23 protein-coding genes are annotated in these 23,854 nt (G+C 42.6%); 2 read left to right on the top strand and 21 right to left on the bottom strand.

From position 1 onward, the window contains the following. Window positions 1-11: 11 nt before the first annotated feature. From R8806_RS07370 to R8806_RS07330, 9 genes are read right to left on the bottom strand one after another with little or no spacing between them, the layout of a single operon-like run. Window positions 12-953 (bottom strand): hypothetical protein, encoded by a 942-nt coding sequence (locus R8806_RS07370; RefSeq protein WP_124316006.1) that lies wholly within the window; start codon window positions 951-953, stop codon window positions 12-14. Window positions 954-964: 11 nt separating this feature from the next. Beyond that, entirely contained in the window at window positions 965-2,080 is a 1,116-nt protein-coding gene (locus R8806_RS07365; RefSeq protein ID WP_124316005.1) for a glycosyltransferase family 4 protein, read from the bottom strand. An 11-nt stretch (window positions 2,081-2,091) separates the two neighbouring features. After that, window positions 2,092-3,270 carry a glycosyltransferase family 2 protein gene (locus R8806_RS07360; protein WP_124316004.1) on the bottom strand — a complete coding sequence of 393 codons (1,179 nt, stop codon included), beginning with the start codon at window positions 3,268-3,270 and terminating at the stop codon, window positions 2,092-2,094. After that, the gene (locus R8806_RS07355; RefSeq protein WP_124316003.1) at window positions 3,267-4,172 is read right to left on the bottom strand and encodes a glycosyltransferase family 2 protein; all 906 of its coding nucleotides are present in this window, start codon (window positions 4,170-4,172) and stop codon (window positions 3,267-3,269) included. The genes R8806_RS07360 and R8806_RS07355 overlap by 4 nt, the downstream gene beginning before the upstream one ends. Beyond that, window positions 4,156-5,580, bottom strand: a complete 1,425-nt coding sequence (locus tag R8806_RS07350; RefSeq protein WP_124316002.1) for an O-antigen ligase family protein — start codon at window positions 5,578-5,580, stop codon at window positions 4,156-4,158. The genes R8806_RS07355 and R8806_RS07350 overlap by 17 nt, the downstream gene beginning before the upstream one ends. Window positions 5,581-5,584: 4 nt before the next feature. After that, entirely contained in the window at window positions 5,585-7,789 is a 2,205-nt protein-coding gene (locus tag R8806_RS07345) for a GumC domain-containing protein (protein WP_124316001.1), read from the bottom strand. A gap of 2 nt (window positions 7,790-7,791) precedes the next feature. Beyond that, window positions 7,792-8,565, bottom strand: a complete 774-nt coding sequence (locus R8806_RS07340) for a TolC family protein (RefSeq protein ID WP_124316000.1) — start codon at window positions 8,563-8,565, stop codon at window positions 7,792-7,794. Between the two features lie 20 nt (window positions 8,566-8,585). Further along, window positions 8,586-9,734, bottom strand: coding sequence for a sugar transferase (locus tag R8806_RS07335; RefSeq protein ID WP_124315999.1), 1,149 nt, complete (start codon window positions 9,732-9,734; stop codon window positions 8,586-8,588). Window positions 9,735-9,738: 4 nt separating this feature from the next. Further along, the gene (locus tag R8806_RS07330; RefSeq protein WP_124315998.1) at window positions 9,739-10,104 is read right to left on the bottom strand and encodes a response regulator transcription factor; all 366 of its coding nucleotides are present in this window, start codon (window positions 10,102-10,104) and stop codon (window positions 9,739-9,741) included. 125 nt (window positions 10,105-10,229) lie between these two features. Between R8806_RS07330 and R8806_RS07325 the strand changes: the two genes are divergently transcribed. Together R8806_RS07325 and R8806_RS07320 are read left to right on the top strand one after the other, a co-directional pair. Further along, the gene (locus tag R8806_RS07325) at window positions 10,230-11,912 is read left to right on the top strand and encodes a hybrid sensor histidine kinase/response regulator (RefSeq protein WP_124315997.1); all 1,683 of its coding nucleotides are present in this window, start codon (window positions 10,230-10,232) and stop codon (window positions 11,910-11,912) included. A gap of 50 nt (window positions 11,913-11,962) precedes the next feature. Continuing rightward, window positions 11,963-13,120 carry a hybrid sensor histidine kinase/response regulator gene (locus R8806_RS07320; protein ID WP_124315996.1) on the top strand — a complete coding sequence of 386 codons (1,158 nt, stop codon included), beginning with the start codon at window positions 11,963-11,965 and terminating at the stop codon, window positions 13,118-13,120. 134 nt (window positions 13,121-13,254) lie between these two features. Here the strand turns inward: R8806_RS07320 and R8806_RS07315 are convergent, their stop codons facing one another. From R8806_RS07315 to R8806_RS07260, 12 genes are all read right to left on the bottom strand, one after another. After that, window positions 13,255-13,731: an NADH-quinone oxidoreductase subunit NuoE family protein gene (locus R8806_RS07315; RefSeq protein WP_087422374.1), complete on the bottom strand. Its 477-nt coding sequence runs from the start codon at window positions 13,729-13,731 to the stop codon at window positions 13,255-13,257. Window positions 13,732-13,748: 17 nt separating this feature from the next. Further along, window positions 13,749-15,521, bottom strand: coding sequence for an NADH-dependent [FeFe] hydrogenase, group A6 (locus tag R8806_RS07310; protein WP_221230338.1), 1,773 nt, complete (start codon window positions 15,519-15,521; stop codon window positions 13,749-13,751). Between the two features lie 57 nt (window positions 15,522-15,578). Continuing rightward, window positions 15,579-17,369 (bottom strand): NADH-quinone oxidoreductase subunit NuoF, encoded by a 1,791-nt coding sequence (locus R8806_RS07305; protein ID WP_124315994.1) that lies wholly within the window; start codon window positions 17,367-17,369, stop codon window positions 15,579-15,581. Between the two features lie 44 nt (window positions 17,370-17,413). Continuing rightward, window positions 17,414-17,803, bottom strand: coding sequence for a (2Fe-2S) ferredoxin domain-containing protein (locus tag R8806_RS07300; RefSeq protein WP_087422371.1), 390 nt, complete (start codon window positions 17,801-17,803; stop codon window positions 17,414-17,416). A gap of 25 nt (window positions 17,804-17,828) precedes the next feature. Then, entirely contained in the window at window positions 17,829-18,377 is a 549-nt protein-coding gene (locus R8806_RS07295) for an ATP-binding protein (RefSeq protein ID WP_124315993.1), read from the bottom strand. Window positions 18,378-18,644: 267 nt separating this feature from the next. Further along, window positions 18,645-19,022: a response regulator gene (locus R8806_RS07290; protein WP_124315992.1), complete on the bottom strand. Its 378-nt coding sequence runs from the start codon at window positions 19,020-19,022 to the stop codon at window positions 18,645-18,647. Window positions 19,023-19,572: 550 nt separating this feature from the next. Beyond that, window positions 19,573-20,367, bottom strand: a complete 795-nt coding sequence (locus R8806_RS07285) for a hypothetical protein (protein WP_124315991.1) — start codon at window positions 20,365-20,367, stop codon at window positions 19,573-19,575. A gap of 18 nt (window positions 20,368-20,385) precedes the next feature. Further along, window positions 20,386-21,096, bottom strand: a complete 711-nt coding sequence (locus tag R8806_RS07280) for a PHP domain-containing protein (RefSeq protein ID WP_124315990.1) — start codon at window positions 21,094-21,096, stop codon at window positions 20,386-20,388. An 11-nt stretch (window positions 21,097-21,107) separates the two neighbouring features. Beyond that, window positions 21,108-21,443 carry a DRTGG domain-containing protein gene (locus R8806_RS07275; protein WP_124315989.1) on the bottom strand — a complete coding sequence of 112 codons (336 nt, stop codon included), beginning with the start codon at window positions 21,441-21,443 and terminating at the stop codon, window positions 21,108-21,110. 41 nt (window positions 21,444-21,484) lie between these two features. Beyond that, window positions 21,485-22,831: a [Fe-Fe] hydrogenase large subunit C-terminal domain-containing protein gene (locus tag R8806_RS07270; RefSeq protein WP_151412196.1), complete on the bottom strand. Its 1,347-nt coding sequence runs from the start codon at window positions 22,829-22,831 to the stop codon at window positions 21,485-21,487. 224 nt (window positions 22,832-23,055) lie between these two features. Then, window positions 23,056-23,466 (bottom strand): ATP-binding protein, encoded by a 411-nt coding sequence (locus tag R8806_RS07265; protein ID WP_027199839.1) that lies wholly within the window; start codon window positions 23,464-23,466, stop codon window positions 23,056-23,058. Between the two features lie 11 nt (window positions 23,467-23,477). Then, window positions 23,478-23,822: a DRTGG domain-containing protein gene (locus R8806_RS07260; RefSeq protein WP_027199838.1), complete on the bottom strand. Its 345-nt coding sequence runs from the start codon at window positions 23,820-23,822 to the stop codon at window positions 23,478-23,480. Between the last annotated feature and the right edge of the window lie 32 nt (window positions 23,823-23,854).

Raw genomic sequence — 23,854 nt, 5'->3', positions numbered from 1 at the left:
CAATTAGATGTTCATTCCACGTCATTTGTTTTTTTGTACAGCGTATCGTGGTCTTGTGATAATTTCTTGATAATCGTCATTAACGTCTTGGTAAACTTCTCCAGTTCGGTTAATTCCCTTTCATACTTTTCTTCCATACGGTTTAATTGAGAACTCATTTGTTGTTCCGAGCCTTTGATAAACTCACCGAATGAGGTCACTTGCTCCATGAAAACATGATTTTGTTTCATGTTTAGATTATTGGATTTTCCCAAGAAGGTTTCGATGTTCTGTATTGTTTCTTGTAATTTAGAAAGAGTGTCTTGAAGTTGTTCCTGTATTGTTTGGTTAAATTCTTGGGAATGTATGATATGCTGTAATTGTTGTTCCAGTATATCGTATATCTTTAAAATGGTTTGATTAATTTGTTCTGAAATCCTATTGTCTAAATTGGATATAACTGTTTGGAGAGAACTAGCCAGCGCTTCCGTGTTGAAATGCAACTCTCTGGCAACCATGTTTTGTAGATTGTCGTTCAGGGATTGAAAATTATTTTTGAGTTGTTCGTTTGAAGATTTAATCTCTTGAACCAATGCTAGAGAGGTCGTCGGTTGTGTATTTTTCTCGATACTTTCAAGTACTTGGAATAACTGTTTGTCTGTGATTTCTTCTTCCTGTTTCTCTTCTTTTCTGATCCCGTAAAAGCCGGGTACAAGTTTGAGGATTAATGAGGCTAACATACCTGCGATAGAAGTTAAAAAGGCTGTTTTTAATCCTTCCAATAATTGCGGAATAGATGAGTCGATTTGCTCGACACTAAAAACCCACAGGCCGTACATGATACCTCCAAAAGTTCCCAGTAATCCGAGACTGACCACCGTTGAACTTAATAGTTGAGGATTAAACCATTTGCGTCCCAAGTATGGAAATAGAAATATAATCAACGAGCTGATAATAGAAATATAATCATTCATAATCTTCTTTTTTAGTGTATAGATTCATATATTTTCAGTAATTGTTCTGCCGTGTGTTGCCAAGAGAATTGCTTACTTCTTTCCAAGCCGTATGCAATTTGTTGATTCCGGTAGGGAACGTCTGTTTCCAGTCTGAGCAATTCCTTGGCGATGGCATTAACGTCTAGCGGACTAACCAATATCGCTCCGTCTCCTGCGATTTCCGGAATGGCAGAGGTGTTAGAAGTAATGACCGGAGTGCCACATGCCATGGCTTCCAAAAGAGGAATTCCAAAACTTTCCCGTAGGGAAGTGTAGAGAAAAGTCCGGGCACCATTATATATGGCGGGCAAATCAGAATGGGTGATATAGCCCGGAGAATAGAGCATATTTTTAATGTTTTCGATACCCTCTTGTTTTAATATTTGATGGATGACTTCTTCTTTCAGGTCTGCAATCAACAGGGGTAATGGGTGGGCAGATTGTTGTACATACACGCTATACGCTTTTAATGTGCGTGTTGTATTTTTTTTAGGATCGGTATTTCCCAAGAAAAATAAATATTCTTTGGACGGGATATATTTTTTCGTGGTGTCATAAACCGATTCTAGCGGATGGAAACGCTGGCTGAAACCATTGTGAGTGGCGATAATTTGTTCTTCCGGCAGGTGTAATGTTTCCCGAATTCGGTTACATTCAAATTGAGACACGGTAATAATCTGTTTACACTTTTTCAGTATCCGGGGAACAACAAAACGACGATAGTACCATCCCATGTTTTGGTACATGGACTTATTATTGTGTGCTCGTTTCTCTAAAAATATAATATCATGTAACGTGAGGATTAGTGGTGCCGGACAGAATAATGGAGCCGTATTGCTTGTGCAATGCACTATATCCGGTTTTATCTTGCGAATGGCTAGTGGTAAGGCAACCTGTTCCCATAGAGGATAAGTCGGACATTTTATTTCTATAATATGGAAGTTGGCTGATTCTTCCAGACAATGATCCTCTCCGGGGGCAACCAGTATATAATATTCATGGATATGATCCAGCTTTTGTAATTCCCGGATTGTTTCGAGAGCGACAAAATCCATTCCGTGCTTATTCGTGCGAAAGATACGTTGTGCTTCAATGGCTATTTTCATAGGGTTCATTTTTATAAAGTTGAGGAACCATTCTTTTCCGTGTTCACGAACTTTTTATTCATTCCCTTCATCCGGAATAAATTGACTACCATCATGATAAATAACAAGGGTAGTTTGTTGATTGATTTTTTGAACCGATCATCCACTAGTTTGTCCGGTATGGCGAGACACAACGTGACTCCCATGATAAGAAATAAAGCCCACCATTTCAAGGCAAGCGGCCAATCAATGATTTGCATAATACTTCCCATTACGATGATACCTCCGAATAGGATAAGACGAGGTGGTAACACCCATTGGATCAGTTTATCACTGTAATCAATATTCCCGGACAAGATTGCTTGGGGAAGATCTTTGAAAACTCGTCCCCATTGAGCGAATTGTGTTGCCAACCAACGGCGGCGTTGGTTATAAAATCCTTTTTCTCCTTGTGTCTTTTCATCGTATACGTACACTTCGTCCAGAAATTCAATAAATATTCTCTGTTTGAGTAATAAAACTTCTAATTCTTTATCTTCCCCTGTGGTGACGAGGTGTTTTACGTTGTCATGGAACCATTGATAGTTGAATATCATTCCCGAACCTATTAGGGCGGAGGATATGCCTAGTCTTACATGTCCACGTCGGAAAATGGAGTTGTTAACTTCTTCACTAAGACCATCAAGAACCGCAATGTCCGTGTTTCGGTTTTTTGCAGTTCGGTGGGCTTGGATAGCCTGCACTCCGGCATCAAAGACTTTATTAATTTCTAATAAAAAATTTGTATCAACAATATTATCGGCATCCAGGATAACAACGGCATCAAATTCATCCCGTTCGAAGTGGTCCATGGCGAAATTCAGGGCTTTCGCTTTTGAACTATTTTCATAGTTTGCTTTGAGTAGCGTGATCGGGAGTTGAGCCAACCGTTCGTTTGTGGTTTCTTGCATATGATCCGAGATGACAATTACTTTGTACAGCTCTTGTGGATAGTGTTGTTGTAGGAAAGACTCCACGACCGGAAGGATAACCCTATCCTCTTTATAAGCGGGGAACAGGATGGCGAATTTATGTTGTTTATTGGCTGTCGGGTAATATGATTTTCTTGTTCCTAGGGAGGCAAGAGAATAAATTAGTGGGTATGCAACGGCAACACTTGCAAGAATCCAACAGATATACTCGAATATGTATAGTGCTTCCTGAATATTCATATGTTTTCTCTTTTATGTTTTAATAGAAAAAAATCCCTGCATCCTTTGAAAATGGCTTCCACTTGTAATAACCTGCCATGTAATAGATGCATCGTTATATTTTTAGGATTGGCCATTAAAAGCTGATATAGTATAGATATATAGAGTGTCCTTCCTTGTCGGTTGCGCCAAGCGTATAACAGGCGATTCCGGGTGAGGTAATATGTTTTTAAAGGAGAATCTTGACCGGTGCTGCGACTTTCTTTGTGGAATATGGTGCAACGAGGTTCGTACCATAACTGATATCCTTGTCTTGACATTTGTGTACACCAGTCCATTTCTTCATAATAGAGAAAATAGATTTCCGGCATCCTCCCGACCTGTTCGATGACTTCTCGTTTTATCATCATAGCGGCTCCATGTAAATAACTCGTTTCTTGTGGTATGTCGAATTGTCCTTCATCCGTTTCGTTATATCCGATAGTTCGATTACGTAACGTGTATTTGCTTAAAGGAGTGAATCCAGCGAATTGTATGTGTTGGGGTGGAAAAGCAAACTTGATTTTTGGACTTACGGCACCTATTACCGGGGAGCTATACAATCTTTCGTATAGATACTTTAGATCGTTGGCCGTTACCAATGTATCATTATTTAGCAAGAATATCCCTTTCCCTTTGGCAGTCTGAATCCCCAAATTATTTCCTCCCGAAAAACCTATATTTTGTTCACTGCGAATGACGTGAACTTCCGGATATTTTTTTTGAAGAAGTAACGCTTCATTCTGAATAGAACCATTATCGACAACAATAAGCTCGTACGAACAATCTTGTGGGTATTGTTGTAGAGATTCTATTAGTTGACAAGTTTCTTCTAAACCGTTATAATTAATAGTAATAATGGATATATCAGGTTGTTGGCTCATTCTGTGTTAACTCTTTATCGTAATAGGGTGCAATGAATAGGAATACAAATAGAATACAAATGAGGATACCGTTCGGGTAAGTCGTGATGTCATTGGCATAGGCCGCAACAAATACACCAGCCAGACCAGCTATAATGGAAAATAGAATATTCTTCAATTGTTTATCTTTGATGATAAACATGGCAATATAGGAAGCTCGTATAAAAATGAGGACCAGTAAAGAAAGATAGAGAGATAATCCCACGATTCCTGTCTCCAGCCAATACATCGTAAGTAGGGAGTCCGGGGGTAATTCGGATAATTTACTATTTATAGCAAAACGTTCCATGCGTCCCCCGCTTAGTCCCAATCCGACCCCGAAAGGCTTATCCCTCATTAGAGGAATCATTTTTTCCTTGTTGATCCCTCTGACCTTAAAAGAGGCATCTTCTTTATTGAAGGCGGAACGCATCCTGCGGATGATGGAGTTACTATTGCCTATATTGGTTTGGGTGAGAAATAAGATAATGACTATCAATATTCCTCCGGCAATGAATAGATTCTTGAAACTTCGACATAGTACTGCGTATGCACATAACCCGACTAAAGGAACAGCAATGGCACTACGGGTTCCGGAGATTAATAATCCGTAGGTAGAGACAAGGGCAGTAAGCCAAAATAGATATTTTATCCAACGTGTTTTAACGAAAAAGCCTGAAATCCCGAATACGACTAGCGAAAGTCCCATTGTGATTCCAAAGTTTGCCGCATCCGACAGGAAGGAAAAGTAACGGACCCCGTAATGGATAATATGGGTTCTTGCCCCGCCTTCTACAAACAACCAGTATAATTCGGCAGAGTCAAATCCATGACTTTTTTGCCAATATCCTTTTAAGGCTGCCAATATGGATAAGATAGCCCACAGGACTAATAGCCAATGAAAATGTTTGAATTGAGTAAAGAGGACGGGTATAATTATAGCACTTATCAACGGGAAAAGAGCATATCCATTTATGGCGATAAACCATGCGTCAGCTACCGCTAACGGGTTGAAAAGTTCAAATAAACAATAAAAGAACCATATACCCCATAAAGCGGTTAGCGCATTAAAGCTACGTTTCCATTCATAAACTTGGAAGATGTTTTTTAAAAGAAGAAGACATCCGATCCCTAAAGTTAAACCGAGCATAATCATTCCGAATTTCAATGGAATATATCGGTCAATTCCAGTGATGACGTAGTTTATGACAAAAAAGACGTAAAAGTAATACTGTTTCTGGCAAAATTTGGCTGTAACCATGGCTATTGCCGGTAAACAGGCAAAAAGGAGGGCCGGGATAATTCCTCCCTTTAGTGTTAATAGGTATATAGCACTCAGACCGATGAAAAATGCGATCGCTGTAATATAGGACGAGCCATTTTTAATCATTACTTTACGGTTTATCTTTAGAGATTTGTGTTGTCTTGTCGTTTGCAGTTAGTCCTAATTGTGAAAGTTGATACAATAATTTGCGTAAAAACGAGTAAGGTGGCATTAAACCGTTCACGTCTTCCGCTGCATCTCGTTTCGTGTAATTTAATACCAAGAACAGGGGTGCTTTATGACACATTTCTTTTGTCCGTTCAAATCGTTGTTGATCTGTATTTTTCCATGTACGTCTAGAATCTACAACTTGTAAATTTAGGCTGACATTTTGTAAGATATTGGCTGTTAATGCGGCTTCTTTTAGTGAAGGATACTCTACGATAACGATTTTTTCCTTTAAGCTGTTCTTTTCCAAATCATCCGGGTCATCCATGTTCAAGGATTGAATAAAAGCTTGAGCATCTGTCTGTGGTTCATTTTGCCAGGACAATTGTGTTACGTCATATCCTCGTTCCATAAATTGTTGAGCCATTTGCTCCATGATATAGCTCTTTCCCTCTCCGGGTTCGTTACTGATTAAATTTATAATATTACTTTGATCAGGCTTAAAATAAGTCGTTGCGGAATTGCACAAGTTTTGTGCGGAAAGCGTGGTGTAAACTTTATTATATCTTCTGGCTGCAAGAGATAATTGCCGGGTGAAAGCTCCCAGAACCTTACATCCGGTCAATTGCTCGGCTTTGAAGAGAGAGTGTAATGTATGATCCAGTATCTCAATAATCAAGAAGAAAAATATTGTGAATATTAATGTTGCCAGATAAGCTCCGATTGTTAGTAATTTGTGTTTACCAAGTGCGGAGGGAACTAAGGGGTAGTAGGGGGCGTTCATTAGTTTCAAACTGGCAGAATTCATTTGAATACTCTTCTGTTTTAATAAAGCTGTATTCAAGGCATCAAGAATCGCTAAATATCTTCTTTCATTGATGTTTACCATACGTTCTTTACGTGTTAGGGTCGAACCGATTGGGGCAAAATGAATGTATTTTTGAGCCATGTGAATCTTTCGTTTATTTAAAACGATTAGTTCTGCTTGAGCCTTTTTATAGGCGAGAACTTGTTTCAACCACTCTTCGATCATGTTCTCGTTGGAAATGCCCTCTTTACTATATTTCAGATACCCTATTTTATGAACGGCTTCAGTTAAAGCCGTCTCGTTTTTGTCTAATTCCTGCTGGAGAGAATCAATGGTTACTTTCGAAACAGCATCACTCGTGTAGTATTTTGCCATGGCCAACTTTTCATTGATCTCGCTGATTTTGCTATTTAAAAGGATAAACGAATTATTGTTTTGAATAATTTCCGTGTATAACTGCATCCTTTTTTCGAGTTCCCGTTTTAAACTATCAGTTGAATTATAATTATTTAGTGTTTCCCAGTATTGTAATTCGTAATCCCGATTCAAAGCTGCCACATGCTTTGTCTCTTCGTCATAATTGATCACTTGTTTTTCTACTCGGTATTTGGTAAGGGAATCTTCTGAAATCTTGAGTTCTTTCCCAATACTATCCAGTTCGTGGCGGAAATGTTTGATGACATTATTAGTTTCGCCGAAACGTAGCTCTTGATATTGTTTATTAAATTCATCAATCAAAATCAGTACTGTTTGATATGCGATACCGGGATCATTTGTCGTGTATGAAACTTCAAGCACATCGCTATTACCGAGGCGTTTGACATATATTTTTTTCAAGGCTTCCCGATTCACATAAGGGAGGTTCCATTGATATATGCCGTAGACATAGTTTGTCGGATCGTTTGTTTCATAAGCAAGTAACTTTTCGTAGGTACGTTGCTCGTTAATCGAATCATTATCAGATTTCTTGTCTATCAAATTATGAATAGGTATTCCGTGATTGTAGAGATTTCTATAATTACTGGCTTTTGTATAGATGTTGTCTTTATGGGGATCACCGTATACCATAATGCGAGCATACAGGCGTAATGAAACCTGTTTTAAGGTTTGATCCGCAGTGATGATATTTAACAGGTTATCCATCATACTACCTTGGGTATAAGATGTCGTGGTAACCCCGCTTTCGGATAAGATATTAACTCCTGTGATAATTCCGGTATATATGGAGCAAGTGGTCGTGTAATCGCGGGGGGAATTATTGGTTTTCCAGTAGACGAGAGAGGCAACGATGATCGGTGCTATGATCAACCAGAATCGAATGCGATAGAAGAACTTGATAAAGTAGGTAATATATTTCATAACTATTTGTTTCTAAAATGAATATTACTGATGAGTTCAAGCTTTAAGAACATGATGTTTAATTCATTTATGATTTTCTCATATTCAATTTTTGCCACTTTCTGTGAATGTTTTAAGTCACTTAGCGACCTATCCTTGTTGTTTTTGTTATTGATATAGTCAAGCTCCGCTACCTGGTATTCTGCGTTATACAAGGTGATGGACTCTGTCGCTAGCTTTAGTAATTTCAATTGGTATTGAATGTTGCAATACAACTCAATAATTTCGTTTTTGATTTCATCGAATTTGATCTGTTGCGTGTACTCTGCGTTCTTGACAAGTTCTTTTTGTTTTTTCACGTTTACCCGATGGCTAAAGAGTCTGTTGAAAGGAATGATAATATTGGCTCCTACGGACCAGCTATTTTGAGTTGCTCCGGAATATACGGTCGTTAGAGGGGTATATTGGGTTTCTTGATCAGTGTATGTTCCGAGAATTCCATATGTGTACCCAGCCCGTACAGAAAAGTATTGTAACCAATCTCGTTTGGTTGCCTTTAGGTCATTACGGGCAGCCTCGATAGATGCACCAATTGCTTTCAGCCGGGGATTTGTTTTAGCTCCTTCAAAAAGAGAGTCCAGTGGAGGTAATTGATAGTTAATATATTCATTGGTCGTTAATGTTTGCGGAACGAAACTTTCATAAGGAGGAATAGAATCCCTTTTCTGTTTCTCTTGAGCAAAGCAAACAAAATCAGCACATAATAAACAGGCTATAATAATATATTTAGCACCCATATTTTAAAATATTGTTTTAATCACACATTCTCTTTTTGCACAAACGCCGTGAATGTTTTGCAAATAATCTTTATATCATTCCCGAACGAAAAGTTGCGGGCATATTTTATATCTAGTTGTTTTCTTTCTTCTGCGGAAAGGGCTCCTTGGTCACCTCTTTTTTCTACTTGCCATAAACCGGTAAGTCCGGCGGGTGCCATGAAACGCTCGATGTATTCGTCTGTGGTCAGTAGCTCAGCTTCGTATAAGGGGAGGGGGCGGTTACCGACGATGGACATATCTCCTTTCAGTATATTGACCAGTTGTGGAAGTTCATCGATGCTATATTTGCGGATGATACGTCCGACTTTGGTAATTCGGGGATCGTTTTCGAATTTGACGAAAGCATTTTTCTGTTGTTTCCGTCTGTTTTTTAATAATTGTTTTTCTGTCGTGATGAAATCATCGGCCACGAGAAGTGTCTCGTTGGATTGATTGGAGGTTGGGGAAGTTTCAGTATGAGCCTGTTGGTCTTGTGTTTCTTCCCGGTATTGATTCAATGCTTCGAATTCCTTCAGGCGTTTGTCTGCGTCCACGTACATGGAACGGAATTTGAGAAAATCAAATATGTCGTAATTACTTCCGACTCGTTTGGATTTATATATAATAGGACCTTTACTTTCGATCCGGATGGCAAGTGCCGTTACAATCAGAAGCGGGGAGAGGCAAACGATAGCTGTCCCGGAAAAGAGAATATCAAATGTTCTTTTCCACCAAGGGAGCTTGAATCTCCGGGGATTATTTTGAACATGAACTGTCGAGTGTCGCTTTATTTTGGGCAGGAAAGCCAAAGTCGTTTGTAAATCTTCTGGGGCCGTGTCGATATTGATGATTTCACTGGCACCGGAACGAAGATAGTCTGCAATATCTTCTTTTGATACTTTTTCCGAAAGCAATAATAAATACGTGTTTTTCAGATTACTTTGCTCGATAGCCTCCAACCATTGTAAATCCCTTTTTTTATTGTATGATTCGATAAAGATATAGGTGGGTGATATATCTTTCTTCGATTGTTCATTGATGCACAAAATCGTTTTAATCGGGTTATTGAAAGTAATAACTTGACACTCCAGACAATGTGATATCCTATTTATCCAGTCTGTGTTTTCCCCGATGTAATACGCGTACATATCTTTAACGCAATAAATTACGGACTCGGATCTTTAGTTCCTGCGGGTTAAAAGGTTTTAGCACGAAGTCCGAAGCTCCGGCTTCCAACAATTCAATCCGGTCGTTACTACTCTCCAAGCTGGACAAGATAATAACGGGAATAAAATTGAACGTGGAACTTGCTTTTAGCTGTTTAAGGAATGTTCGTCCGTCCATTTCCGGCATGTTTACATCCGATATGATCAAATCGGGAATATTTCCTGCATGCATCCATGCAAGAGCTTCAATCGGATTTCCTTCCGAATGCACGTTGTAATCCCTAGATAGTTGGATCGTGATAACTTTCGCTATTTCAGGTTTATCATCCACAATCAGAATGCTTTTACTCATATATCACCTTCTTTTAACAGTACAAAGATACAATATTGTTACAAAATAGCATTATTTTTGTTGGTATAAATGTGAAAAATATTCATTTTTTTTGTACATTTCGTCGATTTTAATCGAAATATAGAATGGGTGTATATGAAAGCCTTACGAGAGAAGAACTCGTTAGAAAGTTGTTAGCGCAAGAAAATTTGTGTCATGAGCTGCAAGGAAAAGTCGGGAAATTGAAAGAAGAGATTTCCCAACAAGCAAAGAACGGGGAGAGCATGAGGGCGAATGAAGGTGATTTGTGTGAAAATGTGACCGTGAAACGAACAGAAAGATTCTTGACGGATAACGTGGCTAGGTTATCGTTAATGTTAGAGGCCGGTAACGTTTTCCCTTGGTACGCGGATATTGCTAGCGGGAAAATCGAAATCGGGGATGAATTATTCAAGGCGTATGGCGTTGATCGAAAAGAATTTCAGGATGACTTTTTTAGTATAGCAACTTTTGTTGCCAGTATTTATCCGGATGACCGGGGAATTTTCGAGGCTATTTATAATAATCTTTTGGCGGGTGAGTCGTGCAAGATTGGCTTGGAACTCCGATTGGATTTGTTAAATACCGGGGAGTATAAATGGGTGGATTTAAAAGGGGTGGCTCAGGAATTTGATGAACGAGGAAAAGTTACGAAAGTTCTGGGTTTTATTGCTGATATTCAAAAAAGAAGGGATGATGAACAGGCTTTAATCGAGGCCAAGCAACGGGCGGAAGAATCGGATCGTTTGAAATCGGCCTTTTTGGCCAATGTTAGTCACGAAATTCGGACACCTTTGAACGCCATTGTCGGTTTTTCCGAGGTGATTGCTCACACGGAAGGCGAATGTGAACGGGAAGAATATTTGGATATTGTCAAGGCGAACAGTAATTTATTACTGCATCTGATTAATGATATTCTTGATTTATCCCGCATCGAATCCGGTAAAATGGAATTCATAGATGAGAACATACAGATGGACGAGTTGTGCGAAGAGTTGCGGCAAATGCATCAGATGCGGATCAAGAATGACGTGAAGGTGATTTTCGAGCGACCCGCGGTATCTCTAACGATTGTTTCCGATTCTCACCGTTTGAGACAACTCTACTCAAATTTGATTTCCAATGCTATAAAATATACCGAGAAAGGTTCGATCACTCTCGGGTACAAGCTGAAGGGGAATATGATGGAAGGGTACGTGCGGGATACCGGAAGCGGAATTCCGGTAGAAAAATTGAATAATGTATTCGGGCGTTTTGAAAAACTGGATTTGTTGAAACAGGGTTTCGGGTTAGGATTGTCTATCTGTAAATCCATTTTGGACAAAATGGGTGGAAAAATCTGGGTAGAATCCGAGCTTGGTGTTGGGTCTTGTTTTTATTTCTCGATACCTTATAATGGTACGTTACCGGTTGCAGGGGAACAGAATAAACCGTTGATATTGGTAGCGGAAGATATGGATTGTAACTACGAGTTGGTCAAGGCTATACTGGAAGAGAGATATTCCGTGCTAAGAGCGAATGACGGGATTGATGTGGTGACAAAATACGAATCACATAAACCGGATTTAATTTTAATGGATGTTCGGATGCCGGGATTGGATGGCCTGTCCGCGGCTGGAATTATCCGGGAATTGAATCCGACTATTCCAATTATAGCTACCACGGCCTTTGCTTTTGAAACGGATCGTGAAATGGCTCTTGCTGCCGGATGTAACGAATATATGTCCAAACCGTTAGAGGCTGAAAAGTTGAAAACAATGATTGAAAGATGTCTCGAAAATAAATTATAGTTTGTACATTTGTGGTAGCGTTTACGTGCGTTAATTAAAAAATAAAGTGTATGAAAATAAATCCTGCTGAATATAAGATATTAGTGGTGGATGATGTTCAGTCGAATGTGTTGCTGTTGAAGGCTTTACTTGGGCGAGAAGGGTTTGGTATCGTGTACGCAATGAACGGGACGGAAGCTTTGGAAAAAGTGAAAAGTGAACATCCGGATTTGATTTTGTTGGATGTTATGATGCCCGATATGGACGGGTTTGAGGTGGCAGGACGCTTGAAGGTGGAGCCGGAACAGGCTGAAATTCCAATTATATTTTTGACTGCTTTGAACGATTCGGCAAGTGTCGTGAAAGGTTTTCAACTCGGTGCGAATGATTTTATATCGAAACCTTTTCGTCGGGAAGAGTTGTTGATCCGGGTGGAGCATCAACTTTCTTTGGTGGATGCCAGACGGATTATTTTACGTCAGACCGAGGAATTGAGAAAGACAATAGCCGGTAGGGATAAACTTTATTCCGTGATTGCTCATGATTTGCGATCCCCGATGGCCTCCATCAAGATGTTGTGTAACACGATTATGATGAGCATCGATCAGCAAACCGTTCCGGGGGACGTGTTCGAGATGTTGGAAATGACCAATAAAACGGCAGAGGAAGTATTTTCTTTGCTGGATAATCTGTTGAAATGGACCAAGAGCCAGTTGGGTAAGTTGTCCAATGTTCCGCAACCGATAGATATGGTCGGGTTGGTTGACGGGGTTATCGAGGTGTTTAAGCCGATCGCTCAAAGTAAGTCGATTTCGTTAGAATTGAATTCCGAGATCGAGTTCGTCAATGTCATCATTGACATCGAGATGATAAAATCTGTCGTGCGTAACTTGATTTCGAATGCGATTAAATTCAGTCATAAAGATACCGTCGTTATGGTACACGTGAAGGTGCAAGATATAACCAACGAGAACGCGACAGGGGAGGGGAATGGTAAAGAAGTACTTGTCACCGTGTCAGATAAAGGATGTGGGATCAAGAAAGAAGATCAAGGGAAACTGTTAAATGAGGCCACGCATTTCACGACCTTCGGTACGGATAGCGAGGAAGGCTCCGGCTTGGGCCTGTTATTATGCAAAGATTTCGTGAGCAAAAATCACGGGCGCTTGTGGTTTACCTCTGAAGAAGGTGTCGGTTCAAACTTTAATTTCACAATTCCGATAAAGTGATTTTGTCTGGGACAAGATCAGTTGCAGGTTACAGGTTAGCAAGTTACAGGTTGGTATCGTATGAACTTGTAACCTGTTAACTTGTAACTTGTAACTAACATAAAAGGCGGTCAATCGACCGCCTTTTATGTTTCTTATTCAAATTCCTTTAGAATTTTCTCCACTTCTCCGGGGGTAACCCGTCCGTAAACTTTTTCACCGATCAGTACAACTGGGGCAAGTCCGCAGGCTCCCACGCATCGTAAGCTGGTTAAAGAGAACTTCCCGTCTGGGGTGGTCTCTCCGACATTTACCTTTAGGATACGTTTGAATTCGTCCAGAACTTTCTCTGCACCCCGAACGTAGCAAGCGGTTCCCATGCACACGGAGATCGGGTGTTCCCCTTTCGGGGTCATTGAAAAGAAAGAATAGAAGGTTACTACCCCGTACACTTTGGATACGGGTATATCTAGTTGACGGGCGATCACTTCCTGCACCTCTCTGGGCAGGTAGCCGATCAAGCCTTGTGCTTTGTGCAAGATGTTAATTAACTCTCCCGGTTGGTTCCCGAATTCTTCACACAGTTTTACCAGTTGGTCAACTTTGCACTTCGCTAATGTTATTTGTGTCATAATGATAACTTCGAATATTATTGTTCAATAATCTCTTTTCCTCTGTTAAAGTAGCACGTATGCAGCAAATGATGGGCTCTTTCGCTCATGGGTTTGCCCAAGAACTCTTCGTACAACGAGATGATGTACGGGTTCTGGTGGGATTTCCGGAGCGATTTTTCGCTGTCTTCCGTGTAGAGAGCCCGTGTACGTGCTTTCAACAAAGAAGAATCTCCATGGTGCAAGGGCTGACCTCCACCACCGATACATCCACCGGGGCAGGCCATAATCTCGATAGCATGGTATTTGGATTTGCCGGCTCTGATTTCGTTCATGAGCTTGCGGGCATTTCCTAAACCGTGTGCCACGGCTACTTTCAATTCGAATCCGTCGACATCGATCGTGGCTTCTTTCAGATTCTCGATACCTCTGACACCTTCAAAGTTCACGTTATCCAAGGTTTTACCCGTGTGGATTTCGTAAGCCGTACGTAAGGCGGCTTCCATCACGCCTCCGGTTGCCCCAAAGATCACGGCAGCACCCGTGGATTCTCCCAGCGGTGCGTCGAAGTCTTCGTCTTCCAGTTGCATGAAATTGATATTGGTCTGTTTGATCAACGCGGCCAACTCACGGGTGGAGATGGAGTAATTTACATCCGGGTCCCCGTTGGTCTTGAACTCGTCTCTTTCGCACTCGAATTTTTTGGCCAGACAAGGCATCACGGATACCACGATGAGGTTTTCACGTTTGATACCCATTTTCTCTGCCCAATATGTCTTGGCGATTGACCCGAACATCTGTTGTGGAGAACGGGCGCTTGACGGCATATCCAGTAAGTCCGGGAATTGTTTCTCGAAGAAATTCACCCAACCCGGGCAGCAAGAGGTGATGATCGGTAATTTCACCGATTTGTCACCATTCAGGAATGCTCCCAAACGACCCAGTAATTCGGTGCCTTCCTCCATGATGGTCAAGTCGGCTGCGAAGTCGGTGTCGAATACCTTGGCAAAACCCAGTTTGCGTAAAGCGGCCACCATTTTCCCGGTAACGGAAGTACCTGCCGGAAGAGCGAACTCTTCACCCAAGGCGGCACGAACGGCCGGGGCGGTTTGCACGATCACGGTCTTGTCTGGATCGGCTAAATCTTTGATCAGGCGGTTCGTGTGATCCAGTTCCGTCAAGGCTCCCACGGGACATACGGCAACGCACTGTCCGCAGAAAGTACATTCGGAATCCTGCAATGACTGGTCGAACGCGGGCATTACGACAGAGCTGAATCCCCGGTTAATGGCACTCAACGCACCCACAGTCTGCACTTCATTACACATCATTTCGCAACGACGGCAATAAATACATTTCGTGGCATCCCGGCGGATAGAAGGGGACAGGTCAACTCTGAATTCTGTTTTCTCTCCCTCGAAAGGAATTTCCCGGATACCCAGTTTGATGGCTACGGATTGCAATTCGCAATTACCGGATTTGGCGCACACCAGACAGTCTGACGGGTGGTCGGACAACATGAGTTCCAACACGGTCCTGCGGGCGTTCAGTACCCGAATCGTGTTCGTGTGTACATTCATACCGTTCTCGCAGCGAGTGGCACATGAGGGAGCCAGGTTCTTCCTGCCTTCAACCTCAACCACGCAGAGACGGCAGGATGCCGGGGCGTTTTTGATGCACAAATCCTTCAGGTTCATGTAGCAAAGGGTAGGTATGTCGATACCCATGTCCCGGGCTGCTTCAAGAATCGTGGTTCCCTTGGGAACGCTGATCTCTCGGTTATCTATTTTTAGTGTAATATTCTCGTTCATAATAAAAACTTCCTCAACTGCCGAAGCAATTCTAAATTTTAAATTCTAAATTTTAAATTATCTCGTGCTTACTGCTTTGAACTTACATTTCTCCATACAAGCTCCACACTTGATACATTTTGCCGTGTTGATGAAATGCGGTTCTTTACGTTCTCCGACGATAGCGTCTACCGGGCAGTTGCGGGCGCAGAGTCCGCATCCGATACAGAGTTCCGGATCAATGTGGTACATCAGTAATGCTTTACATTTCCCTGCCGGACACTTCTTGTCCTTGATATGCGCTAGGTACTCGTCGTAGAAGTTGTCTATCGTTGACAATATCGGGTTAGGGGAAGTTTGTCCTAAACCACAAAGAGCGGTATCTTTGATCACGCGACTCAGGTTTTTCAACATATCCAGGTCTTCCATGGTTCCCTTACCTTGGGTGATTTTTTCCAGAATGTCGTGCAGGCGTTTATTACCGATACGACAAGGTGTACATTTACCGCAGGATTCTTCCACCGTGAATTCGAGATAGAATTTGGCAACGGATACCATACAGTCGTCCTCGTCCATCACGATCATACCACCGGAACCCATCATGGAACCGGATGCCAGAAGGTTATCGAAATCGATCGGTACATCCAAGTGTTTCTCGGTCAAGCAACCGCCGGAAGGTCCCCCGGTTTGCACCGCTTTGAATTTTTTACCGTTCTTGATACCGCCACCGATCTCGTAAATTACTTCACGAAGGGTAGTTCCCATGGGAACCTCGATCAGGCCCACGTTATTGATTTTTCCGGCAAGGGCGAATACCTTGGTTCCCTTGGAGCGTTCGGTTCCGATTTTGTTGAACCAGTTAGCCCCCTTCATGATGATAGCCGGGATATTAGCTAGGGTTTCCACGTTGTTCACGTTGGTCGGGCGATTCAGGTAACCTGATTCTGCCGGAAAGGGGGGTTTCATCGTGGGTTCTCCGCGGTGTCCTTCCATGGAGTGGATCAATGCTGTTTCCTCGCCGCAAACGAAAGCTCCAGCCCCGTAGCGTAGTTCGATATTGAAAGAAAAATCGGTTCCGAAGATATTTTCACCCAGTAAACCGAATTCTTCGGCTTGGTGGATGGCTGTTTTCAGGCGTTGAATGGCAAGCGGGTATTCGGCACGGATGTAAACCAACCCTTTGGTTGCCCCGATACTGTACCCGCAGATGGCCATGGCCTCAATCACTGAATGCGGGTCGCCTTCCATGATGGAACGGTCCATGAATGCTCCCGGGTCTCCCTCGTCGGCATTACAAACCACGTATTTCTGATCTGCTTGGTATTTACTCGCGAATTCCCATTTTAAGCCGGTAGGGAATCCACCGCCTCCACGACCGCGAAGTCCGGATAATTTGATCTCGTTGATCACTTCTTCCGGTTTCATCTCGGTGATACATTTCGCTAGTGCGGAATATCCTTCACGTGCGATGTATTCTTCAATATTTTCCGGGTCGATGAATCCGCAGTTACGCAAAGCGATCCGCAGTTGTTTCTTGTAGAAACCCATGTGTTTAGAGTCGCTTACCGCTTCTTTCTTTTCCGGATCTTTATATAATAATCTTTCGACTTTCCGTCCTTTGATAACATGTTCGTTTACAATTTCCTCGGCGTCATCCGGCTTAACCTGTACGTAGAAGGTGTTGTCAGGCATGATTTTCACGATCGGTCCTTTTTCACAGAAACCGAAACAACCGGTTGCGATGACCTGAACTTCGTCTTCTAGGTTTTTCTCTTTTAAACATTCTTCCAGTCTGGTAATAATCTGGTGACTGGCAGATGCTCTACATCCCGTTCCACCACAAACGAGGATATGCATTTTATAACTCATAGATTCAAGGTTTTGATTAGTTGTTCTAGCTGTCCTTTTTTGTTTTAGATTGTTTCAAAATTTACCGGAATGATGTCGGCCACGAGCTCGTCATTCTTCAGGTATTTCTGAATGATTTCTTCGGCTCTTTCGGTCGTTACATGTCCGAACACGATCGGGTCTTTCCCCGGTTTTGTGATTTCCACGGTCGGTTCCGCGTAACAGTACCCCATGCATCCCGTTTGTGTAACCACGGCAGCAATCCCGTTTTTCTCAAGATTTTCGATAAAGTAGTTCATGGTGTCCTTACTACCCGCGGCGATTCCGCAAGTTGCCATAGCCACTTTAATCTGGATCAGGCTTTCAACCTGTTCACTTTTCTCCCGAAGATCAATCTTCGTCTGCACGTTTTCTTTGATGCGTTTGAGGTCCGCGAGTGATTTGATTTTTTCCATATAAAATGATTAAGGTTATTTTGTTTTAACTTGTTTGTGTAATCTCTTTTATGTTTTCCCGGATCATTTGTCTCAATGCCATAACGATTTCCGGGTCATTGAGAGGTACACCCTCCAGTATTTCTTTCACTTCGTTAGTATCGAATGTGTATTCCCCTTTTTCCGTCGAATGACGGTAAATAAAGTCAATTTCGGGATTTGCCGATACGAGAATGACGATACTTCCGGCAATATCACCCATGGGTGGTCTGTCCCAGTGGGAAAGGCCGAATTTCGCCTCAATAATGGTTCCTTCTCCCGTTTTTGATTCTATTTTCAAGTTTCCCCCTGTTGCTTCTGCATTCTGTTTGAATAGAGGAATGCCCAGCCCGACTTTACGCACGGTTCTACTCGTGAAAAAAGGATCGGTCACTTTGACGACGGTGGCTTCGTCCATGCCACATCCGTTATCTTTGATCGTGATGACAAGAGAATCTTCGGTTGCATTCTCTTGCAGATCAATCTCAACACGAGAGGCTTGGGCTCGTATCGAGTTTTGGGCGATATCTAGGATATGGTCCGATAACGTTTGCATTCAATACCTGTATTAATTACTCTATTTTTTCTTGAATGAGAAGCACACATTCTTATAGTTTTTATCTTTTCCCGATGATTTAATTTCAATCGCATGAAAAAACGTTCCAAATATAATTAATTTATCAATAGAAACAAGAGATTTATTATCAACTTGGTATTATATAGATTGTTTCTAATGTAGAAATTATTCTGTATTGTAATTCGTTGATTTTTGTGATTCGTATATCGAAAAATAGATCTATTTCGTGCGAATTTTGTTTCCTTTTTAGGAAAGGTATTTCTTTAGAGTTTCTTTTAATAAACGAGCGTCGATTGGTTTCGTAAGATAGTCTGTGCAACCGGCTGCGCTTGCCTCTTGCTTGTCACTGTCGAAGGCGAAAGCGCTCACGACGATGATGGGGATACAAGTGTTTAACTTCCGGATTTCACGGGTGGCTTCCAACCCATCCATGTTTGGCATTTTAAGATCCATAAGGATGGCGTCCGGGCTGTACTGCCGGTATTTTTGAATGGCCTCCAAGCCGTCGAGGGCATGAATGATTTGGTAGTCTCTTTTTAGAATAGTCATGACTAAAAGAAAATTACTTTCGTTGTCTTCGGCAACGAGTAATTTATTGATTGGCAATGTGTTCTGACTATCCATAGGAGTTTGTTCTTCGTGTCAAAAAATGAACGTTTATTAACATCACAAATATAGGTATTTTTTACTAAATCAAATCAATATTGCTTATTTTTTAATATTCTATCGATCAGATAGAAAGCAAATCGAACATTGACATTCTCCATTTTATTGATGGTCAGCATTTCAATATAATAAAACGTTCGTTTATTGATTCTTTAAAAAGAGGGGAAAATTCTATTTGTTTCAGGCTAATCCGGTATTTATTTGTTTACGTGTTTGTCGATAAGTAAACCCTAATCCTACCGATTTATCGGGGATGTAATTAGGTGATGTGCTATGATTTTGTGTAAGTAGTTTTGTTGTTGGCTGTTATGCTTTAAATTCGGAATGTGTTATATTTGCTTAAACTCTCTTAAAATGGCGGCTATAATCGGGCGACAATCGGGCGACAATCGGGCGATGGCGCCTAACAGGCGCCCAACAGCCTAGTAACCGTGACCCTACAAGGGGGAAAAAACATTGATTTGCGGGGATATAAGCTATAATAATCCCGGGTGGTTATTTCCCTTTTTTAGTCTTCCAGCTCGATTTTTCCACAAGGAGGGGAGAAGAGGGGGATTTTGGGTTTGTTTTTTAATAAATCTTTCACGTCGTCGAGTGATAGTTTGGGGGCGGGTTCCGGTCCGGCAATTCTTCCCACTCTTCCTTGGAGGTTGTATTCTTGATAGGAGGCAGGGAGTTTGTCGTTGATGAAATCATCGAGAAGACGTTGGTGTTCGATGCTGGAATGGAGGACTCTCTCTTGTATTTTGAACAGCATATCGTGTGAGATGAAAGTGCGGAAAGTGTCGAGACCTTTCTCGCAAATTCCTAGAGCAATGCCGTCTGTGAGGCAGCATGTGAATTTTTTTTCCGCGTCGGTTTGCGGGTAAAAATAGTTACTGTTGTGATCCACGTAATGCCGGATCACGTCCATACCGGGCGTGTAGAGATTATTGGGTACTAGGTGGCGTGTGCGGTAACGACTGAAAAAATGTCCCGTGTACCTACTGAAAACGAGTTCTTCGGTTCTCATGTTGTAAACGGGGAATATGATGCCGGCGCCTCTGTAAGTCTCGTAAGTGGAGTAATAGTAAACGTCCGGGTTTTCCCGTTCTTTTTTGTTGTTACATGCGATGATGATATGCCATTGGTTGTGCGTGAGGGGGGATTTCCACTCGATTTGAAATGATACGGGAAATTTCTTGGCGAACAAGATTTCCCGGCGATGCGTGTTGATGAAGAAATCCCTCTTGTTCAGAATTGCGGTGGTATCGCGTCTTGCCTCTTTGATGATGGCTTCCGGTGACATGGTGTCTAAAAACATAATCCTGCAAATTTTAAATTAACGGGTGATGGCTGCCCGGATGGAATCGAATGACAAGTCCGGTAGCGAGAGGTTCGTGAAAACTTTACCGATGTCGTCAACGTAATGCGCGTCGGAAGAGCGGATAAATTTATATCCGGACAGGTACGCGTTCTGTTGAAGAAATTGTTCCCGTGTCGTGTGAGGACTGAGTTCAAGAGCCTCGCATTTCAAGTCTTTGGGGACGAAGCCGAGTTGAGAGAGAATGCTGAAACGAGATTTGTCGATATGGGCCGGGATGAAGATGCCGTCCAGCGCATGGACGGTACGTTCGATCGTGTTTATATCGACATCCAAGGCCGTGATCAGGAGGCGTTCTTCTTCGTATGTGATCTGTTCTTCGGCATCCACGACGACTTGGTAACCGAATTTGTCCGGGTTGTTTTTTATATCTGGGAGATGGAGATCAAGGAAGTGCTGGAATGCGGTAAGGCGTTCCAAGGTGGGGAAGTACGCGAGGGCGTGAACTTCTTCCGCCGTGTTGACTTCCGTCCCACAAAGAACCCGTAGCCCTTGTTGTTCGCCCAGTTGCTGGATCACGGGGGCTTGCCGGGTGGAGTTATGGTCGGAGATCCCGATGAGGGACAGGCCTTTCTGTAATGCCATACCGATGATGTTTGCGGGACTCATGTCGAGATCCCCGCAAGGTGACAGCACGGTGTGTATGTGTAGATCGGCCCGGATTTCCATGGAATTCGTGATTACGGGTGAAGTAGTTTGTACAATTGTCCCGTGATCTCGAAAGTCTGTAACGGGCTGGAGAGAATAGGGATGTTTTCGTTATTGCTTTCTTCCAGCGTATCTTCTTCCGGGAGGTGTCCTTTGACCAGAATGATGGCCGCGATTTCTTTCAGGGAGGCAATGGCCATGACGTTTTTGTGTGTTTGCAGGGTGACCCATATATCTCCTTCTTGGGCATGTCCCATGACGTCACTTAGCAAGTCGGACGTGTAGCCGCCTTTAACTTCTCGTTGTAAACCTTCTTGTCCGGAACATACCGTGAGGTTTAGCTGGGAAACAATTTCTTGTACTGTCATAATTTGTAGTTTGTGGTTTTCGTGAATATATTTTATCTTGTTTATTCTCCAAATCTTTTTAATCCCCAAGTTTTTTCTGAAAGTTCAAGGGATTCTTCCGGTGTCATCAAGGCCTCGTTGCACAAGAGTTTTTGCATGAATACGCATTGATTGAGTTTCGCCTTTCCCTGAACGACATCCCTTGCTAGCGTGTGGCAAGCCGGGGCTCCGCAGGCCCCGCAGTCGATTTGCGGGAGAACGTGCATGATGCGGTTTAATTTTTCCATCTTTTCCATGGCGACAAGCATATTCTCGTCGAGTTGTTCGATGGAACGCGGTGGGATTTTCCCGCTGAGCTTGCCTTGCTTGAAAAGGTAGGATTCGTATTCTTGAATGTCATCGAGATCGGGTTGCTGTTGTTCGTGTTTGCTGGCTTGCATCCGTTTGCGCAGGCGTTCGATGGTCAGGAACCGGTTGTTCACGACAAGCGCCCCGCCAGCGCAGGAGTGGTCGCAGGCTCGTAATTCAAGAAAATCGATGTCCGTGAGTTCATCATTTTCTATTTTTTCGAGTATGTCGATCACGTTGTGGATTTCGTCAATGGCTAGGCAGCGACCTTCAAATTTAGAGGCCTCACCTTCCGACAAGTCCCAAGCTATGGATTCGGGGGAGAGGTACGTGCGTTCGGTTACCGTTCCCACGGGTTGATCCCGGTGTTGCGTGAGGCCCAGTTGTATTTTGTTATAAATGAAATTCAAGTTGATAACTCCGTCGATGTTGGATTGATCGTCGCCAACCGGGCTTTTTACTGCCGCGATTTTTGCGGCGCATGGAGTGACGTAGAATATACCGACTTCATCCGGCGAAATACCCTTGTCGAGATATTTTTTACGGGCGAAGATGGCTGCTAGGTCCATGGCTTGTTTTAACGGGACGATATGGTCTATCAGCGAGGGAAAACGTACCTGTATCAAGCGGACGATTGCCGGGCAGAAGGACGAGATGAAGGGACGCTCGTAAGAGTTCTTTTCCATGTAACGTTGTATGGCTTTTGCCAAGATGCCCGATGCCTGTGCCACCTCGATTACTTCCGTGAACCCCATCTGGTGGAGTTCCGCGAAGATTTGTTGTTCCGTGATTTCTTCCGAGAATTGTCCGAAAAGGACTGTCGGGAGAAGGATGATCCGGTGTTTGAAATTGAATATTTGGTTGAAATCGTCCTGCTCCACGTATATCGCATGTTGCGGACACGACTTGAGGCATTTGCCGCAGTCGACGCAAGCATTTTTGTTTATCGTCGCCAAACCACCTTTAATGCGGATGGCCTGCGTGGGGCAGAGGCTCATGCAGTGCGTGCATCCGATGCAGGCAGTACTGGCAACTTTTAAGGCGTGGTAAAACGGTTCCATGTATTAATTTTAGATTTTAAATTTTAGATCCTATCGATTAAGTGATTTAATGATTTTCGATTAAGTGATTTTAATCACCCAATCATCGAATCGGCAATCACGGAATCTTTTTTCATTCTAAACTTCTTTTATCTTTCAGTTTTCAGTTTTCAGTTTTTATCTTTTAACTTGTAGAGCCGAAGGCTCAACTTGTAACCTGTAACTTTTTTAACTGCCGCGTGCAGTTAAAAAAAAGTAGTCATCGTGACTTTTGTTCCCTCGTTTACTTTGGATTCGATGGTTAGTTTGTCACAGTTTTTCTGCATATTTGGGAGACCCATTCCGGCTCCGAATCCCATTTCCCGGACTTCGGGGGAGGCGGTGGAATATCCTTCCTGCATGGCTAGGTCTATGTCCGGTATTCCGGGCCCCCGGTCGCTGATGACGACGGTGATGACTGTGGGATCGATAGACACTTGCATGGTTCCTTCGTAAGCGTGTGCAACCACGTTAACCTCTGCTTCATAGAGGGCAACCACGATGCGTTTCAGTACGGCGGGGTTCACGTTGAGTTGTTTCAGTATCTTTTTTACCTCGCTTGAGGCAGTACCGGCACGTGAAAAGTTTCCTCCTTCGATGTTGTAGTTGAATTCCATAATGCTTGTTTTTAATAAATGGGCTCTAGCCCAGCTTCGTACAGAAGTCCGCAGACTTTGAACATGCTCTGCTTGCTTTGTAAGATAGCGATGTTACACTCTTTGGCTAATTCTACCATATCGGGGGAGGCTTGTTTTCCTCGAACAAATAGAATGAAACTGATGTCTGACATTTCTGCCGTGCGAATCACCTGTAAGTTGGCTAGTCCCGTGATGAGGATCATCTCACTGGTGTCTAACCGGAGCACGTCGCTCATTAGGTCGGCGGCAAAAGCGTGACGGATGACCTTGTCGAGATGGCCGTTTTCGTGAATCACCCGGGCATTTGATAACGCAGCAATTTCCTTTAGAGTCATAAGTTTGTTTTTTGATTGCTCCTAAGGTAATC

Source organism: Butyricimonas faecihominis, assembly GCF_033096445.1.
Taxonomy (GTDB): domain Bacteria; phylum Bacteroidota; class Bacteroidia; order Bacteroidales; family Marinifilaceae; genus Butyricimonas; species Butyricimonas faecihominis.
Note: the sequence above shows the minus strand (reverse complement) of the source record. Positions and strands in the feature narration are given on the sequence as shown.